The organism is Psychrobacter sp. LFX-11D (assembly GCF_904846475.1).
GTDB classification, from domain to species: domain Bacteria; phylum Pseudomonadota; class Gammaproteobacteria; order Pseudomonadales; family Moraxellaceae; genus Psychrobacter; species Psychrobacter cryohalolentis.
This window is the reverse complement of the sequence record NZ_CAJHAV010000002.1, coordinates 167,654-185,774: the sequence shown is the minus strand read 5'-3', so window position 1 is coordinate 185,774 and position 18,121 is coordinate 167,654. Positions and strand designations below refer to the sequence as shown.

The 18,121-nt window shown below is 41.5% G+C and carries 13 protein-coding genes; 4 read left to right on the top strand and 9 right to left on the bottom strand.

Going from position 1 to position 18,121, the window contains the following annotated elements:
- Positions 1-98 precede the first annotated feature (98 nt).
- On the bottom strand, positions 99-1,184 hold the full coding sequence (locus tag JMX75_RS02390) for a rhodanese-related sulfurtransferase (RefSeq protein WP_201530769.1): 1,086 nt from the start codon (positions 1,182-1,184) through the stop codon (positions 99-101).
- A gap of 301 nt (positions 1,185-1,485) precedes the next feature.
- Between JMX75_RS02390 and JMX75_RS02385 the strand changes: the two genes are divergently transcribed.
- Positions 1,486-4,710 (top strand): Eco57I restriction-modification methylase domain-containing protein, encoded by a 3,225-nt coding sequence (locus JMX75_RS02385; protein WP_201530767.1) that lies wholly within the window; start codon positions 1,486-1,488, stop codon positions 4,708-4,710.
- Between the two features lie 93 nt (positions 4,711-4,803).
- On the opposite strand, the gene JMX75_RS02380 is transcribed toward JMX75_RS02385, so the two are convergent.
- The 3 genes from JMX75_RS02380 to metX form a co-directional block, all read right to left on the bottom strand.
- Positions 4,804-5,385, bottom strand: coding sequence for a tetratricopeptide repeat protein (locus tag JMX75_RS02380; RefSeq protein ID WP_201530765.1), 582 nt, complete (start codon positions 5,383-5,385; stop codon positions 4,804-4,806).
- 401 nt (positions 5,386-5,786) lie between these two features.
- Positions 5,787-6,404, bottom strand: a complete 618-nt coding sequence (gene metW / locus JMX75_RS02375) for a methionine biosynthesis protein MetW (protein WP_011512781.1) — start codon at positions 6,402-6,404, stop codon at positions 5,787-5,789.
- Complete coding sequence (gene metX / locus JMX75_RS02370) at positions 6,401-7,723, bottom strand: homoserine O-acetyltransferase MetX (protein WP_201530909.1); 1,323 nt, start codon at positions 7,721-7,723, stop codon at positions 6,401-6,403. The genes metW and metX overlap by 4 nt, the downstream gene beginning before the upstream one ends.
- 512 nt (positions 7,724-8,235) lie before the next feature.
- On the opposite strand from metX, the gene hemH reads away from it, so the two are divergent.
- Entirely contained in the window at positions 8,236-9,255 is a 1,020-nt protein-coding gene (gene hemH / locus JMX75_RS02365) for a ferrochelatase (protein ID WP_201530763.1), read from the top strand.
- An 86-nt stretch (positions 9,256-9,341) separates the two neighbouring features.
- Here the strand turns inward: hemH and JMX75_RS02360 are convergent, their stop codons facing one another.
- From JMX75_RS02360 to JMX75_RS02340, 5 genes are all read right to left on the bottom strand, one after another.
- Complete coding sequence (locus tag JMX75_RS02360) at positions 9,342-9,698, bottom strand: hypothetical protein (RefSeq protein ID WP_020442752.1); 357 nt, start codon at positions 9,696-9,698, stop codon at positions 9,342-9,344.
- Positions 9,699-9,917: 219 nt separating this feature from the next.
- On the bottom strand, positions 9,918-10,706 hold the full coding sequence (locus tag JMX75_RS02355) for an SDR family oxidoreductase (RefSeq protein WP_201530761.1): 789 nt from the start codon (positions 10,704-10,706) through the stop codon (positions 9,918-9,920).
- 118 nt (positions 10,707-10,824) lie between these two features.
- Complete coding sequence (locus JMX75_RS02350; protein WP_201530759.1) at positions 10,825-11,355, bottom strand: hypothetical protein; 531 nt, start codon at positions 11,353-11,355, stop codon at positions 10,825-10,827.
- 192 nt (positions 11,356-11,547) lie between these two features.
- Positions 11,548-14,502 (bottom strand): DNA polymerase I, encoded by a 2,955-nt coding sequence (polA, locus tag JMX75_RS02345; protein ID WP_201530757.1) that lies wholly within the window; start codon positions 14,500-14,502, stop codon positions 11,548-11,550.
- A gap of 239 nt (positions 14,503-14,741) precedes the next feature.
- Positions 14,742-15,155, bottom strand: a complete 414-nt coding sequence (locus JMX75_RS02340; RefSeq protein ID WP_201530756.1) for an Ohr family peroxiredoxin — start codon at positions 15,153-15,155, stop codon at positions 14,742-14,744.
- Positions 15,156-15,440: 285 nt separating this feature from the next.
- Here JMX75_RS02340 and JMX75_RS02335 point away from each other — a divergent pair, with 285 nt between their 5' ends.
- Both JMX75_RS02335 and JMX75_RS02330 read left to right on the top strand, forming a co-directional pair.
- Complete coding sequence (locus JMX75_RS02335) at positions 15,441-16,358, top strand: hypothetical protein (protein ID WP_201530754.1); 918 nt, start codon at positions 15,441-15,443, stop codon at positions 16,356-16,358.
- A 157-nt stretch (positions 16,359-16,515) separates the two neighbouring features.
- Positions 16,516-18,111: a peptide chain release factor 3 gene (locus JMX75_RS02330; RefSeq protein ID WP_181209591.1), complete on the top strand. Its 1,596-nt coding sequence runs from the start codon at positions 16,516-16,518 to the stop codon at positions 18,109-18,111.
- Positions 18,112-18,121 lie beyond the last annotated feature (10 nt).

Genomic DNA, 18,121 nt, shown 5'->3' with positions numbered 1-18,121 from the left:
TAGTTAGCGCTATAAATAGCGAATAACAAAAAAGAGAGGCTCTATTCATAAGAGCCTCTCTTTTTTTATCGCATTTTCCATGTCCCTAAGGCATCAATTTAGCCAGCTTTAGTTTTATTGGCTGCGTCTGCTTGACGACGCGCTTCGATCTTAGCTGCTTTGCGCTTCTCAATGACATCAATGACGTCACTACCGATATGGGCTTCACCACGTTTTTGTGCCAATTGCATTTGATGCTCACGCTCACGAAAGCGTGCTTTTTGCTCATCGGTCGCTTTATCGATACAATGCGGACATGACTCACCCTTTATGTAGGCAGGGCTTTGCATCTCATCTTGCGTAATCGGCATACGACAGGCAAAACACTGCTCATAGCTACCTTTTTCTAAGTTATGATTGACTGAGACACGGTTATCAAAGACAAAGCAGTCACCTTCCCACATAGAATTGCTGGCAGGTACTTCTTCTAGATATTTTAAAATGCCGCCCTCTAAATGATAAACCTCTTCAAAACCTTGCTCGCGCATAAATGCCGTTGATTTTTCGCAGCGTATACCGCCCGTACAGAACATGGCGACTTTTTTATGCTTAGCCGGATCCAGCTCTTTTGCCACGTATTCTGGGAATTCACGAAACGTTTCGGTATTAGGATTGACCGCATTTTGGAACGTGCCAATTTTTACTTCATAATCATTACGCGTATCAATCAGGATGACATCAGGGTCTGAGATTAGGGCATTCCAGTCGCTTGGCTTGACATAGCGCCCTACCGACTGCAATGGATCGATATTCTCCACACCCATCGTGACAATTTCCTTTTTAAGCTTCACCTTAGTACGATAAAAAGGCTGGGCATCGGTATAAGATTCTTTAAAAGTAAAACTGCCAATCGCTTCGATACTACGCAGATAGTCTAGGACTTTATCGATACCTTGGCGGCTGCCAGAAATGGTCCCATTAATACCTTCACTAGCGATTAGCAAGGTGCCTTTGACGTCATTGTCGAGCATAGTATTTAAAATTGGGTCGCGGTACTTTTCAAAGTCAGCAAAGCGCGTAAACTTATAAAGAGCGGCAACGACGATATTATTGGTGACGCTATCGTAAGCAGGTGCTGACTTGTTATCAGTTACCGTGTTGTCTTGAATATTGCTATCTATATTTTTGTCTTGAATAGTACTCATGTTTTTCTCCTGCTGGCTAGGTCGCAAACCTAGTGCAATGATGGATTAAAAATTTAGTTTAAAAAGAGACGATAACATTTATCGGATTGTGGAATTGATAAATGCGCCCGTAGTGTAGCAAATTTTGGTAAGATTTTGAATACTTTAATAGCGAATGGTATCGCTAAAGCAATGCCGACTCACTAAAGAAATCTTATCTGAGCGATTATCAATTTTAGGCATTTATCCGATGAGTAGAGCTTGCTATAGTAGACGTTTGCTCATCGTTTGGTTCTATTTATTTCATTGTAAAGGCGCGCGTATGTCTCTGTTTCAATCTATCATCATCGAAAAATATGTCCGCGAACTCGATAACACTCAGCTAGAGACAGCATGGCAGACTTATAGCCATTGTTTTTTAAACCTATCAAAGCAAGACAACATCCGCTTAAGTAAAGAAGAGCAATACCAAGAAGGCTTCTTAAGGGATTTATTCGTCGATGTCTTTGGTTATACGTTAAACCCAAATCCTAACTATAATATAACGACAGAGTTCAAAAACCAGACCGGCAGCAAAAAAGCCGATGGCGCGATAATCAAAGACGGTCATGCTATTGGGGTAATCGAGCTAAAAGGCATGAATACCACTGACCTAAGCAAGATTGAACAGCAAGCTTTTGGCTACAAAAACAATCAGCCTAAGTGCCGATATGTCATCACCTCTAACTTTCACAAGCTGCGCTTATATATCGATAATGCGGTCGAGTTTATAGAATTCAATCTATTCACTTTGACTCAAGCGGACTTCGCATTACTGTATTTATTGCTCAATCGCGACAGCATCATGAGCGATTTGCCTGCCACCCTCAAGTCGGCATCTCTATCGCAAGAAGAGGCGATAACTAAGCAGCTCTATAAAGATTACTCGGTATTCAAACGTGAGCTATTCAATGATTTGATCACCAATAATCCGAGCGTGGATAATCTAGTATTGTTTCAAAAGTCACAAAAACTACTCGATAGATTACTGTTTATCTTCTTCGCTGAGGACAGTCATCTGCTGCCAGCCAACTTTGCCAAAGGCATCATCAGCGAGTGGGAACAGCTCAAGTCGCTTAAGATGACCGTGCCTTTGTACGATAGAGTCAAAGCGTACTTTGGTTATTTGGACAAAGGTCATAAGGATGAGCATAGCGAGATATTTGCCTATAATGGTGGTCTATTCAGTACGGATGAGCTGCTGGACAGCGTCATCATCAGTGATGATATTCTACAGACCCATATCAAGATACTGTCAGAGTACGACTTTGACAGTGAGGTCGATGTCAATATCTTGGGGCATATCTTTGAGAACTCGCTCACAGAACTCGATGAGGTAAAAGCACAGCTAGAGGGTACGGTGGTCGATAAGTCGCAAACCAAGCGCAAAAAAGATGGGGTGTTCTATACCCCGAAGTACATCACCAAATATATCGTCGAAAACACAGTAGGCAAGCTCTGTACGGATAAAAAGCTTGAGCTGGGTATTAATGAAGAGAATTACTATCAAGAAGCGGTCATCAATAAAGATGGTACTAAAAAGAAGAAAACTGCCAAGCAGATTGCCACAGAAAAGGTAGCGTTCGATAGCTTAAATGCGTATCGAGATTGGCTATTACAAATCACCATTTGTGATCCGGCGGTCGGGAGTGGGGCGTTCTTAAATGAGGCGCTAAACTTCCTAATCGCGGAGCATGACTATATCGTCGAGCTAGAAACCAAGCTATTCGGTAGCGGTCTGGCATATCCTGATATCGAAAACAGTATTTTAGAAAACAACTTGTTTGGTGTCGATATCAATGAGGAAAGCGTCGAGATTGCTAAGCTGTCACTGTGGTTACGGACAGCGCAGCCACGACGTAAGCTGAATAATCTGAATGATAATATCCAATGCGGTAACTCACTGATTGATGATCCCGCAGTCGCAGGTGATAAAGCCTTTAATTGGCAAGCAGCGTTTCCACAAGTCTTTGCAAAAGGTGGCTTCGATGTGGTGATTGGTAATCCGCCTTATTTGAGGGTTCAAGGTCTAAAATCACATTTTCAAAATGAAACAGTTTATTATGAAAAGAATTTTGAAAGTGCAACTAGACGATATGATATATATTCACTTTTTATAGAAAAATCTTCAAAGATAATCAACAATGAGGGGATTATTTCTTTCATTCTACCTCATAAGTTTTTAGTTGTAGAAGCAGGTCATGGTGTAAGATCTTTTCTTGCTAAAAAACGTTTAGTGCATTCCATAATACATTTTGGAGAGGAATCAGTGTTTTCTGATGCATCTACCTATACTTGTATAATCAACTTAACGTTAGATCAAAAAAACACTCTCTGTTTCAAAAATATTAGTCCTACAGAGCTATTCGATGAGAAAGCATACAAAGACGTTGATTATTCTGATTTAGATGGCAATAATTGGAATTTAATTGATCGTAGTAAAACTACCTTAATTAGCAAGCTGTCTAAAGAGAACTACTTTCTGAAAGATGTGTTCAGCTCGATAGGAGCGGGTATTGATTCTGGAGTTGATGACATTTTTATTTTATCTGGTGAGATAAAAGGTGATTACTTTGAAGGCTATTCTGAACAGTTGCAAGAGAATGTAAAGCTAGAAGCTATTGTTATGAAGCCAGTATCAAAGGGTGAAGATATAAAAAAGTATAGTAGTCCAAGTTCCAACAATTTTATGCTCTATCTTCATTATCATAATGGTAAGAAAACAGTTCCATTTGAAGAAGATTTCATTAAGAATAATTTTCCATTAGTTTTTGACTACATGATTAAATTCAAAGAGGAGATGATTTCTAGAAAAATTAGAAAAAAGACTAATCCGAAGTACTGGTATAGTTTGCATAGATCTAGAGATATATTGACTTTTCAAAATGAAAAAATTATGACTCCTGAAATATCATATGGTACGAATATGATTTTCGATGAAAAAGGATTGTTTCATAACACTAAAGTTTATTACTTAGTAAAGAACGAAGATAATTTAGAAAGTTATAAATATTATTTAACTATACTTAATTCTTCGATAATGTGGTTCTTTTTAAAGACTACAGGATATGTTTTAAGAGGTGGATATTTTACTTTTAAAACTAAATTTTTAGAACCTTTTCCGCTGCCTAAAGTAGCTAGCATGGAAAATCAGCTATTGTTATCAGAGAAAGCCGATCTAATGTTATCGCTAAACGAACAGTTGCAGGACTTAACAAGCAAGTTTATCCGCACCTTGCAGCGCAAATTTGATATCGACAAACTCAGTAAAAAGCTAGAAAACTGGCATGAGATAACTTACGCAGAATTTATCAAAGAGCTGGCAAAAAAGAAAATTAAAATGAGCTTGGCTGATGAAGCCGAGTGGGAAGAGTACTTTTTAGCTGAGCAAACCAAAGCGAAGCGGTTGATAGCAGAAATCGACCGTACAGACCGTGAGATAGATCAAATGGTTTATCAATTATACGACTTAACCGATGATGAGATTGCCATTATCGAAGCCAGTTAATGTAAGTATTTATCATTATGTGAACACAAAAAATCCAGCTCATAGGCTGGATTTTTTATTGACTAAGAGTTTTAAAACTAATTTATTTATAGATTATTTACTCTGAAACCAAGTATCGGCTTTGCTGCGAGCACTAGCGATATCAGCACTGGATAAGTTTAATGCCAATTGACCAATTTTGCCACGGGCTTTATTACGGACTTTTTCATCAAGCATGCCATCACGAGCAGCCAAGTCGTACCATTTATAAGCATCGACTAGATTTTTTTGCTTTTCATCTAATAAGGCAAGTGTATAGCTAGCACGGTTATCACCACGCATAGCGGCTTTTTCTAACCAACCACGCGCTTGTTGTAGGTTTGGTTGTACACCTTCACCGCGCAAGTACATGATGGCTAAGTTAAGCTGAGCAGGGGCAACGCCTTGCTGAGCCGCTTTGGTATACCACTGAATCGCTTGTTGGGTATTTTTGGCAATACCTTCGCCTTTTTGCAAACGCTTGGCCAGATAAAACTGAGCGTGATCATTACCTTGAGCCGCGCGATTGGACAGCTCGCTAATAGGCATTAGCTCAAAACGTGACGTATCAAGTGGTACGTTTGATATTAACTCAGCGTTGGCAAAACCTGCACAAGAAAGAATGGCAGTAAACAACGCAGCTTTTAATAATTTCATAGCAGCTCCAAAATTAGGCAGTTAATAAGCAAAAAAATTGTCCCGCTAAACATTGTCTCGCTAAAGACAGTTAGACGGTGATAACAATTAGGCGACATCTTGCAAGACTAACTTACCTAATTATTAGCAATATAATTAATCGTTATCATGTGTCAATGGACTCCAATAAAGCCGACAAACGGTATTAATCGGGGTGCAGTTGACACTATTTCGCTAGCTTAACACCCAAACTTACGAAACTCAAATACTAATTACACGATTTACTGCCTATCTATACCTCGTTGTCCTCAATAAAATCATAGAGTTACTTAGGTGTAAGAATAGATTAAGACTCTATTAAGGTTAAGATTGTACTTATGGGTGTCAATATTACTTTTAATAAGAGCTAGCAGTAGCAAATATCATTTAGGTTTTTGTTTGGTGACGCGATAAATAGCGACATCTGCCAGTAGGTTGGGCGCTTGTCTTATCAATGCTGTCATCAACGGTGAATGCCCTTTTTCAGAATCACTGACGGCAAAACGATTGATAATATGAATATCATGCTGCGCGCACAGTTTCTCAAAATCTTTAAAGGTGCATAGATGAATATTTGGGGTGTTGTACCACTCATAAGGCAGCGCTTCTGAGACCGGCATAATACCTTTCAAACCCAAATGTATTCGGTTCTGCCAATGGGCAAAATTAGGAAAAGTAATAACCGCTTCACGAGCGACGCGCAGCATATCAAGCAACAGTATATCGGGCGATTTGACGGCTTGTAGTGCACGTGCCATTACTACAGTATCAAAACTATTATCAGCAAAACGCGCCAAGCCGTCATTCAAGTCTTGCTCAACAATGGATAAACCATTAGCGATGGCTTCATTGATTTTGTCCTCGTCAATCTCAAGTCCATAACCCGTTACGCCGCGATTTTGCTGTAAATGCGCGAGCAGCTCGCCATTACCACAGCCTAAGTCAAGCACATGTGAGTGTGGGGCAATCCAACGCTCAGCCAATTGATGATCCATTCTCATGAGCGCGCTCCTAATGTTTTTTGACTGTTTTGGTCTCGGTTATCAGTCATAAATGGTGCGTTTAGGAAGCCTTTGACAGCACCCATATAACGCGGAATATCAAATAAGAAAGAATCATGCCCGTGCGGCGCATCGACATTGATATAGCTGACCGGTTTACCAGTCGCCATCAGCGCATCGACAATCTCTTGTGAGCGCTCAGGGGCAAAACGCCAATCCGTGGTAAATGACACAATCAGATACTGGCATTCAGTATGGGCAAAGGCGGCTTTCAATGCGGTCAGTTCTTGATGATTGGTTGCACTTATGTTGTCGATATCCGCACTGTCCACTAAAGTATTTGCTAGCTCATCTTCGCTACTATCCGCTTTTACAGATTCAGCAAGGGATGAGGCTAAAGATTCTGGCGACGAATCTATAGCAGTCTCTAATGGATAATCCCGTGTCGGGTCAAAGTAATCTAGCGCTTTGGTCATGAGCAAATAGGTATTGGCATCGAAATTTTCGCTAAAGCGCTCACCTTGATAGCGCAGATAGCTTTCGACTTGGAACTCAACATCATAGCCATACATAAACTTGCCGGACTTTAAATCACGGCCAAACTTGGCTTTCATCGCATCGTCAGTCAGATAGGTAATGTGTCCTACCATTCGCGCAAGGATAAGCCCTCGGCGAGGGTAAGTACCTGCTAGCAGATAGCGTCCGTCTTTAAAGTCAGGATCAGATAAAATAGACTGGCGTGCCACCTCATTAAAGGCAATATTTTGCGCAGACAGCTTGGGCGTACTGGCAATGACCACGCAACGTTTTAAACGGTTTGGGTAATCTACTGACCATTGCAGCGCTTGCATACCGCCCATTGAACCACCGACGACGGCATGCCAGACGTCAATGCCCAAGCGATCTGAAAGCATGGCTTGGGTCTTGACCCAGTCTTTGATAGTGACTAGAGGAAAGTCAGGTCCATATACTTGTGCTTGACTGCTATCTGGATTTATCGTCGTGGGACCAGTAGAGCCAAAGCAGCTACCGATATTATTAACGCAGACCACAAAAAATCGATTGGTATCGATGGACTTATTGGGTCCGATCATATTGTCCCACCAACCAGCTTTTTGATCCTCATCGCTATGAAAGCCTGCTGCATGATGACTGCCTGATAGGGCATGGCAAATCAGCACAGCGTTTGACTTGTCGCTATCAAGCGTACCATAGGTTTCGATAATCAAATCGAATGATGGTAAAGTGCGATTACACTCTAGAGTTAATGGCTCAGCGAAATGAAGAGTCTGGGGCGTGACGACTCCGACTGAGTTCAATAATTCCTCAGTGTTGATTGAGCTTTTAGCATTGCCTTTAGCATTGCTTTTATCTGTGGCGGACTGGTCACTGGTATTATCAGGGCGTGCGTTCAAAGCTACCTCACAAGACAACAATCATCAATAAAATAAGAAGGACACTGTATCGACAACTCGTTTAGCCGATATTTTTGAATGGTTTACTAAAAACGTTTTATCTACACTATTTTTTTGACCATGTGCTTGCCTATTGTAGGGCGATGCGCATATGAGTACAACCTTCAAGCGCAGCCTTTCATACTTAGTTTTTATGTTATTAAGCCAATCGAAAAAAATGCTGGGCCATTGCTACAGGTTTTAGGCGCTATCGACGTAGGCAAGTAGTGATAACTGCGTGTCAAATTGTACAAGGACACTTTTGCCATGCGTTATAAAGGGTTAAAATGCTACACTAACGGCGTGCTCATTGAATACTGTCTTAACAATCTTTTGTAGAGCTTCCTTCATCAACTTAACTATAAAACAGTGCTGCTATGAAACCTGACCTGCCTCCCCGTATTGCCGTTTTACTTGTCAACCTTGGTACGCCAGATGAACCGACCGCGCCAGCTGTCCGTCGTTATCTCAAACAGTTTTTGTCCGATCCGCGCGTGATTGAAATCCCAAAATTCTTATGGGCGATTATCCTCAATCTGTTTGTGCTGCCAAGTCGCCCGAAACGGGTAGCAGAAGCATATGCCAGTATTTGGGATGGCGATTCGCCGATGCGCAATATTCTTAACGCGCAAGTTGAGATGTTAGACAAGCGTTTGGCTGAACGTGCTGCGCCATTTCGCGTGTCTGTTCATGCCGCGATGAGCTACGGTAATCCGGGTTTGCCTGATGTCATGGATCAATTGCGTAGCGAAGGGGTTGACCATTTCGTCATGTTACCCGTGTTTCCGCAGTATTCAGCGACTTCAACAGGTGCAGTTTATGATGCGATTACTAAGTGGTCGCTTAAGCAGCGTAATTTGCCCAATCTAACGATAGTTAAAGATTACTTTGCTCATCCTTTATATATTAAAGCATTAGCAGATAGCATCCGTCGTTTTCAAGCGGTACATGGCAAGCCTGAAAAGCTCATGTTTAGCTTTCACGGTATTCCGCAGCCTTATGCTGATAAAGGCGATCCGTATCCGAAGCGCTGTAAATGTACGGCGGCACAAGTGGCTCATGAGCTTGGGCTAAAACCAGATGAATGGATCATCAGTTTCCAGTCACGCTTTGGTAAGCAAGAATGGATTAAGCCCTATACCGATGTGGTACTCAAAGAGTGGGGCAGCTCAGGTGTGCGCTCGGTACAAATTCTGAGTCCTGCGTTTTCGGCAGATTGCCTAGAAACCTTGGAAGAATTGGCTATCGAAAACCGCGAGACTTTCCTGCATGCTGGCGGGCAAGAATACCATTATATTCCAGCGCTCAACGCTGATGAAGCACATATAGACTTGTTAGAGGCAATGAGTGCGCCATTGGTAAAAGGTTGGGCAGGGACTCTGGATGGTTGGGCATAAACGTTTTTAATATCAAATGAATATTCAAAAAAATACCGAACATCATGTTCGATATTTTTTTATCAATAATTTTCTAAAAGTACTCTTTAAAAGTCATTGTCATGGCTTAGTTTTGCTGCGTCTTTGTCAGCAATGTCGGCAATACTGGGGTAATGGCTATCATCTAAATTCTCTTCAACCAGCAACTCATCAATACGTGATTCATCGATATTTTGATGATGTACAGGGGTAAGACCTTGGGTTGCATCACTTCCGACTTGCGAATTATTAAATCCTGCATCATCGTCAAAGTCATCATTGTCGATAACATGCAGCATAGGATTGTCTAAATCGACCTCTTGGCTACCTTGGTTATCTTGACCTTCATCGATATCATTATCAATATTTTCATCACCTTCGATGTGATTCATCTCTTCTGGTAGCGGGGTTTTTGAGTGTTCCATACTGTCTTCCTTAGTTTTTATAGTTAACAAGCCTAGTAGGGTTTAAATGTGGTCGTATAGCTATTTTGTCCGCTTATCATCATTGCCTCTAGTAGTAAGGTGTCACAGGATGTTAAAAATATGTACGAAGGTTGCTTATTTAACCGTAAAAAAACGGCTGCCAAATCTTGGTAGCCGTTTAAATATTGTCATGTTACTTTTGAAATTTATAATCTAAATTTATTTAGTACCGATTTTACTATTGATAAAGCGCATTAATGAGTCAGGTGCGACTTGCGACGCTGTATGCAGCATTTTAGCGGGAAAGCCAATAGGATAGTGAGTCCGTGACAGCTTGCGATTCGGCTGAGCGCTTAATTTACACAAGGTTTTAGCCACATCGTCAACGGTTAGATTGATGCCCAAACGGTCGATACTGGTGACCTTGATGTCTTTCGTCATGTCGGATTTTACCCATAGTGGCATGACATCAATCACTTTGATACCTAGCTCAGCGTATTCAATATTTAGCCCTTCAGTTAAACCGCGGACAAAGAATTTACTGGCAGAATAAGGTGCCACTTCAGATTGACCATATATCGCTGAAGCAGATGAGAGATTGATGATTTTGGCGTTTTTGCTGTCGGCTAAATGCGGCGCTAGCTTATGACAGCCGATGAGCACACCTTTACAATTGATATCAATCAATGACAATTGCTTGTCCAAGTCAGTATTGGGCAACGCGCCACTCACCAATACGCCAGCATTATTAATCAAGACATCAATACCACCAAAATTCTCCAGCATATGATCGATTGCCGTATCCCATGCTTCAGGGTCAATGACATCTAGATGACCATGGACGAGACGATTGCTTTTTAGCGCTTTTTTAAAAGTTTTATCATCAATCGCACGCTCAAGCTCAACCGTGTCAATATCAAAAAGACCGACGCTATGACCTTTTGCGAGCAATCGTTTTGCTGTCGCTAGACCGATACCGCGTGATGCACCCGTAATGAATATATTCATAATGACTCGCTTAATGATTGGTGATAAATGATGCCTGAAAAAATGCGCTAATTTTTAGTATAGCAAACTCTCTATTAAAAGTTAGCGCTAAGACAAATGCTATCATGACCAGTGATTACTACGCTTGGCATGATGAATAGCGCTTATTAGATGGCAAGCGTCTTTCAAACATAAGCGGTTTGAAACGCCATATATAGGTCAATGCAATCGCGTAAACGCCAGTTTCTGCCATTTCTTCAACAATCTCTCCCAAACCTTGAGGAATCATAATCGCGTTTTCGCCCATATATTCTAATAATGCCAATCCCACTATCATAAGATATAAATAAACCGGCACCGATTTTAAGACTGCCCAGAGATAACGCCAGGTATACGCTAATAAACCCACGATAAGCAGATAAACTATAAGAAGTACCGCATCTTCCCACCAGTCATAGGACTGATTTAACAGTGAAAAATCGCTAGCAATAAACAACTCGGGTAAATAGTTTAACTCGCGACGGATCACCGCAAAAAACGTCAATACTGATGCCAGCCAAAAATAAAGACTTTGCTTGCTTTCACTCTGCACTACATATTGCACGCAACGTAATATACAGGCTATCAGTAAGATAATGCCGGGGATTTCGATAATGCCATCTGCAGCCAAAATAAGCGCTCCTGATTTTTAGAATAAAAAAAGTGAGCGCTAAGGCTCACTTTAGACTAAAAAATAATTTGGGAAAAAATAAGATAGGTTTATTATACCGACAATGATGATACGCGACTGTTTTTTTTAGTTTACGCTGCGAGTGTCAAGTATCTTAAATAGCATTAAACCTACTTAAAATCTCCTTAAGAATCAATGCGCCTCATCCCAATTCTGACCACAATCCGTCTCAACCAATAGCGGCACTGCAAAATTGACGTTCCAGCCTTTTTCAACTGCTGTTGCTGTTAAGACATCTTGCATAGCATTAGTAATCAATTGGCTTATCTCATCGACCTTGTCAGCATCGACTTCGAACACTAGCTCATCATGTACTTGCAGTAGCATTTTTGCCTGCTCTTTAGGTAATACTTTGTCGACGGCAATCATTGCAAGCTTAATCAAGTCAGCTGCAGAACCTTGTAATGGCGCGTTAATCGCTGCCCGTTCAGCGCCTTGTTTGACCATGCGATTGCTGTGATTGATATCAGGGGTATAAAGCTTACGACCCAATATCGTCTCGATATAGCCATGCTCATAAGCGCTGGCACGAGTATTGATCATATAGTCTTTGACGCCAGGATAGCGCTCAAAATACATATCGATATAGTCTTGCGCCTCACTACGGCTCATCTGTAACTGTTTGGCTAGTCCAAAGGCGCTCATGCCATATAGCAGACCAAAGTTAATGGCTTTGGCATTACGGCGCTCGGTTGCTGTAATCTCTGCGACCTCTTTTCCTAGTACTTCGGCGGCAGTGGCAGCATGAATATCTAGCCCTTCATTAAAGGCATGAGTTAGATTTTTATCACCTGAGAAATGCGCCATCAAACGCAGCTCAATTTGTGAATAATCCGCTGCTAATATGACTCGACCTTCTGGCGCAATAAATGCTTGACGAATCAAGCGACCAGTAGCGGTACGAATAGGAATATTTTGTAAGTTGGGATCAGTTGAAGATAAGCGCCCAGTACTGGTCAATGCTTGATGGTAGCTGGTATGCACACGGTCAGTCTTGGCATCTGCCACATTATCCAGCGCATCGGTATAGGTGCTCTTAAGTTTAGAGAGTCCGCGATACTCTAAAGTAATATCGACCAAAGGATGGTCGATTTTTGATAAGACGGCTTCACCAGTAGAATATTGACCGGTTTTGGTTTTTTTGCCACCCACGACGCCCAGCTTATCGAATAACATCTCTCCAAGCTGCTTAGGAGAGCCAAGATTAAACTCTTCACCGGCGACTTCGTACGCACGTTTTTCTAGGGCAATGATTTCTTCATCAAAGCGTTTAGATAACTCGTTTAAAAACGGACGCCTAATTAAGATACCGTTTGCTTCCATTTGGCACAGTATCTCTGCGGTTGGAATCTCTAATTCATGTAGTAGCTTAGCGTTATTGGTATCATCAGCAAGCTTTTGACTAAACAGCTCAAATAATTGATAAGTAATGTCAGCATCTTCACAAGCATAGTCGCTAGCAATATCAATCGCCACTTGATCGAAACTCACTTGCTTAGCGCCTTTACCAGCGACATCTTCAAAGCTAATAGTCTGCGTTTGCAGGTAATGCCGTGCCAAATCATCCATGCCATGACGGGTAATGGCAGCATTAATCACATAGCTGGCAAGCATGGTATCCATCGCCCAATTGTTGAGCTTGTCATGAATATTGCCTAAGAGGTTTATGTCATAAAGGCTAAGAATATGGGCATCATACTTTAAATGTTGACCGATTTTACCGATGTTTGGGTTTTCTAAAATAGGCTTTAAACGCGCCAAAACGGTATCGCGGTCGAGCTGTTTTGCTGTTAATTCATCGCCTTCTAGCGCATGAGTCAGCGGAATATAATAAGCTTCGTGTGCTTGCACAGCAAAAGATAAGCCAACCAATTCAGCCTGACGCCAATAGACACTCGTGGTTTCGGTATCGATAACGAAATGCGGCGCAGCTGCTAACAATTGAACTAAGTTGTCAAAGGCAGGCTCGTCTAAAATAGTATGCCATGCTCTATCATGAATTTTGCTATCGGTAATATCACCGATGGTGCTTGATTGTAGGGATTTAGCGATTTGCGCTTGTGACTCAGCATCAGCTTGACTATGAGCAACACTTTGCGTGCCATTGGCAGGATGATTAGGGTGATCAAGTGACGCTAACTCATTTCTAAATTCGAGCTCACTATATAGCTCACGTAGCTCATCGATGTGGGCGCAAGGATCGGTGTTTATTTTTAAATCTTGCCAGTCTTGCCCCACTTCTAAATCAGTGACAATGGTTGCCAGTTGCGCGTTCATCGGAATATCATCGGCATATTCGAGCAGGTTTTTGCCAGCACGTCCTTTGATATTGGCGACGTTTTTGAGCATATTATCGATAGTGCCATATTCATTTAACAAGTCTTTGGCGGTCTTTTTACCAATACCGGGCACGCCTTTGATACCGTCAGAGGAATCGCCCATCAAAGTTAAAAAATCAATCATCTGTTCAGGATTGATACCGAATTTTTCAACCACGCCAGCGCTATCAGTCATCTTGCCTGTGAAGCTATCTTCTAATATTACGCAGTCATTAATCAGCTGCATCATGTCTTTATCGCCAGTTGAGATAACCACGTGATGCCCTTCGGCAACTGCACGATAGGCGAGCGTACCGATAATATCGTCCGCTTCTGCGCCTTCGATACGTAACAGTGGAATCCCAAGCGCGGTGACCAAACGATGAATATAAGGAATCTGCTCGGCAAGCTCGATATCCATTTTTGGACGATTGGCTTTGTACTCTTCTGACATAGCATGACGAAAGGTTGGCGATTTGGTATCAAAACAAACGGCCATATGGGTTGGATGATAACGGCGCATCAGCTTTAAAAGTGCATTGAGCGTGCCACGTATTGCATTGGTGACTAGCCCTTGCGAATTCTGCATGGTTTTTGGCAGCGCATGATAGGTACGAAACAGATAATAAGAGCCATCGACCAAGATAAAAGGTGGCTGGTTTTTGTCCACATGCGTGGTGTCCATTGTCGCCACATTGGGCATCGTTGCAAAATTCGGTAGCGTATTGGGATTAATAGGCGAGTGGGAGTTGTGATCGTTGGCAGTCATAGAGAGTCACTTATCAGGTTTTGGGTCGCAAGTATTGGTCAGTAAATATTTTGCAGTAAGTATGGAGTAAAAAGATACCTTCATTATAACGATAAAAGCGCTGCGTGCCGAATAGATGATGAACGAATAGAATGCATAAACAGTTACGATGTGTACGACCTAAAATGATAATTCATAAAAAAAGAACCCAGATCAACTGAGTTCTTTTTATCATTGTAACTATTGTAGTTACTAGAAACTTATTTTACTTCTGAGGTTACTGCGCTATCGACATTACCATGGGTCGCTTTAGAATATGGGCAGACCTTATTGGCTTTCTCAACCAATTGCTGAAACTCATCCGCTGATAGCTCTGTATTTTCACCGATAACGTGAATCTTCACCGCCAATTGAAAATCTAGACCTTCGCCTTTCTTTAAATCTACTAATACTTCAGTAGTAGAATCAAACTTTGCTTTTTCTGCCCCTTTGACGGCACCAAGTGCGCCATCAAAACAAGCAGCATAGCCCATAGCGAACAGTTGCTCTGGGTTATTACCGTCTTTACCAGAACCAGGTGCAACCATATTGATGGTTAAATCGCTGTCTTGTACGCTAGCTTTACCTGCACGGCCACCAGTGACAGATGCTTTAGTCGAATATAGGGTTTCCATAATGTATCCTTTTATATAAATTGTTTTCCATCATTTCTAGATAGTATTTTTGAGTCTTGTTATAGCTAGTTATAAAATAGCCCATCTAGCATACCAGAGGATAAAGCGAGCTTTATATAGCGGCAGTAAAAGTATGATATGAATTTGTAAGTTTACCTTTTAAGTTTGTGAAACAAAACCTAAGTTTGCTATAACTCATCGTTACAGTAGGGTAAACTAAGCGTATAAATCGGATTTATAACAATCATAATTATTAGTACCAATATTTAAAGAGGACGTTTTAAGATGAATAAATTAGTAATGACACCTATTGCATTATGTTTAATGACATTTAGCCTTGCGGGCTGCGGCGAGGGTGAAGATGCTATTTTTGGTTCAGGCGGTAGTAATGAGTTGATAGTAAGCAGCTTTGAAGGTAACGCTAACAATATTGCCCGTATCAACGAAAAATACCGTACAGGAGAGCACAATAGTGAAGTTATCAATATTATAGCCAACTATAATAGCCAAGGAATTAATACGCTAGATAAAACTGTTTTGCTAAACAGTTTTGAGGGAACGCTAGAAAATAGATATATTGAGGTAAATAATCTTACGGTCAAACGCCCTATTTATCTTAAAAATAGCAATACTGTTATAGATTATAGAATTACTTATAATAAAGTTGATTTATCAGGACGCAAAGCTGATAGCTATAAAGCTGGAAGCAATACAAAAAACAGCTCTGGTATCCGTACTGCCTTAAACACTTACTCAAAAATATCAGCTAACAATGTTAATGCTGCCTTTCCAGAGGGTTCTATTTGTTATATCCCATCAATCACCAGTGAGCGTGAGTTTTTAGCATTTAACGCCAAAAACGAAACCAATTATCGAACACTTAATGACTGGCTTAATGTCGCGAAAAATCGCTTTAACGACAATCGTCCATCGCAAACCAAAGAAGGCTTTGGAGTCGGAATAAGTAATCGTCAAACAGCGTCACAGATTAAGTTTTTTGCCACAAACGACGATCCAGAATATATTTATAGTGCTGTTGTATATTCCTACAATAATAGTAGTAATCGTATATATGAGACTGATTATGTTGCTAGTGGCAAAACTGAAGCGAATTCGGATGAGCGTAATGGTGTAGTTGATTGCAAGTTATATAACGATGTTGCCGCCGACTTTTTAGCCACGCAAATAACAAAATATTATTAAGCTTAAAAAGTCATAAACACTCTCTATTTGCTTGATAGAGAGTGTTTTTTTATACGCTAATTCTGCACCTTGACGCTAAATCCGCTACAATATGCCCATTGTTTACACTATTTATTTAGATTGATTTCTAAATGACACAACGTTGAAGCCAATAATTATGAGCGTAGATCCAAAGAAATTAAATAAAGAAGTGGCCAAGCGCCGCACTTTTGCCATCATCTCGCATCCTGATGCTGGTAAGACTACGATGACCGAAAAGCTGCTGCTATGGGGTAAAGCGATTCAAGTAGTGGGCGAGGTCAAAGGTCGTAAAACCGACCGCCATGCGACATCTGATTGGATGAGTATGGAGCAGGAGCGTGGTATTTCTATTACCACCTCGGTCATGCAGTTCCCTTATAAAGAACATATGGTCAACCTGCTAGATACACCGGGTCACGCTGACTTTAGTGAAGATACCTATCGTACTCTGACCGCTGTAGACAGTGCGCTGATGATGGTCGATGGCGCAAAAGGTGTCGAAGAACGTACCATCAAATTGATGGAGGTTTGCCGGATGCGTGATACGCCCATCATCTCATTCGTCAATAAACTTGACCGCCAGATTCGTGAGCCGCTTGAGCTATTGAGTGAAATCGAAGCGGTATTAAAGATTAAATGTATTCCCGTCACTTGGCCTATCGGTATGGGACAGGATTTTGTTGGTGTCTATCATTTAACCGAAAACAAAACCTATTTTTATGAGAAAGGTCATGGCGGTGATATGACGGTCGCTGAGACGCGCGAAGGCTATGATTATCCTGATATCCGTGAGCGCTTAGGCGCTTTAATGTTCGCCTCGTTTGAAGAGTCATTAGAATTGGTACAAATGGCGCTAGAAGACTTCGATGTTGAAGAGTTTTTAGCCGGTGAGATGACACCCGTATTGTTCGGTACAGCGCTAGGTAACTTTGGCGTCAATATGGTACTTGATACTTTAATCAAATATGCGCCGCCACCAAAAGCGCATCCGACCAATGAACGTGAAGTAGCTGCGACTGAGACAGCGTTTAGTGGTTTTGTCTTTAAGATTCAGGCAAACATGGATCCGCGTCATCGTGATCGCATTGCATTTTTACGTGTCTGCTCAGGCAAGTATGAAAAAGGCATGAAATTGAAGCATGTGCGTTTGGGTAAGGATGTACGTATTGCCGATGCACTGACCTTTTTGGCAGGTGATCGAGAAGCACTAGAAGAAGCCTATCCGGGTGATATTATTGGTTTGCATAATCACGGTACGATTTCTATTGGTGATAGCTTCACTGAAGGCGAAGAGCTGAATTTTACTGGTATCCCACATTTTGCTCCTGAGCTGTTCCGCCGTGTCATTCTAAAAGATCCGCTCAAATCAAAAGCGCTGCAAAAAGGTCTACAGCAGTTGAGTGAAGAGGGCGCAACGCAGGTCTTTATGCCGCAGATTAATAATGATTTAATCTTGGGCGCGGTCGGTGTACTACAGTTCGAAGTGGTCGCCCATCGTCTCAAAGAAGAGTACAAAGTACAGTGTATCTTTGAGCCGGTATCGATTGCGACCGTTCGCTGGATTCATTGCGATGACGAAGTGGCGTTAGCCAAGTTTAAGCGCAAAGCCCATGACCAACTATCGCTAGATGGCGGTGGTCATCTGACTTATCTTGCGCCATCACGGGTGAACTTGCAGCTGATGCAAGATCGCTATCCAGAAGTGACGTTTAGCAATACGCGTGAGCACTAAAATCCATTAT

What these genes read in the sequence shown, in the direction of transcription:
- JMX75_RS02390 (WP_201530769.1), bottom strand. Translation starts at nt 1,184, where the DNA reads ATGAGTACTATTCAAGACAAAAATATAGATAGCAATATTCAAGACAAC.
- metW (WP_011512781.1), bottom strand. Translation starts at nt 6,404, where the DNA reads ATGAGAATGGATCATCAATTGGCTGAGCGTTGGATTGCCCCACACTCA.
- JMX75_RS02340 (WP_201530756.1), bottom strand. Translation starts at nt 15,155, where the DNA reads ATGGAAACCCTATATTCGACTAAAGCATCTGTCACTGGTGGCCGTGCA.
- hemH (WP_201530763.1), top strand. Translation starts at nt 8,236, where the DNA reads ATGAAACCTGACCTGCCTCCCCGTATTGCCGTTTTACTTGTCAACCTT.
- JMX75_RS02385 (WP_201530767.1), top strand. Translation starts at nt 1,486, where the DNA reads ATGTCTCTGTTTCAATCTATCATCATCGAAAAATATGTCCGCGAACTC.
- JMX75_RS02355 (WP_201530761.1), bottom strand. Translation starts at nt 10,706, where the DNA reads ATGAATATATTCATTACGGGTGCATCACGCGGTATCGGTCTAGCGACA.
- JMX75_RS02360 (WP_020442752.1), bottom strand. Translation starts at nt 9,698, where the DNA reads ATGGAACACTCAAAAACCCCGCTACCAGAAGAGATGAATCACATCGAA.
- JMX75_RS02380 (WP_201530765.1), bottom strand. Translation starts at nt 5,385, where the DNA reads ATGAAATTATTAAAAGCTGCGTTGTTTACTGCCATTCTTTCTTGTGCA.
- JMX75_RS02330 (WP_181209591.1), top strand. Translation starts at nt 16,516, where the DNA reads ATGAGCGTAGATCCAAAGAAATTAAATAAAGAAGTGGCCAAGCGCCGC.
- JMX75_RS02335 (WP_201530754.1), top strand. Translation starts at nt 15,441, where the DNA reads ATGAATAAATTAGTAATGACACCTATTGCATTATGTTTAATGACATTT.
- polA (WP_201530757.1), bottom strand. Translation starts at nt 14,502, where the DNA reads ATGACTGCCAACGATCACAACTCCCACTCGCCTATTAATCCCAATACG.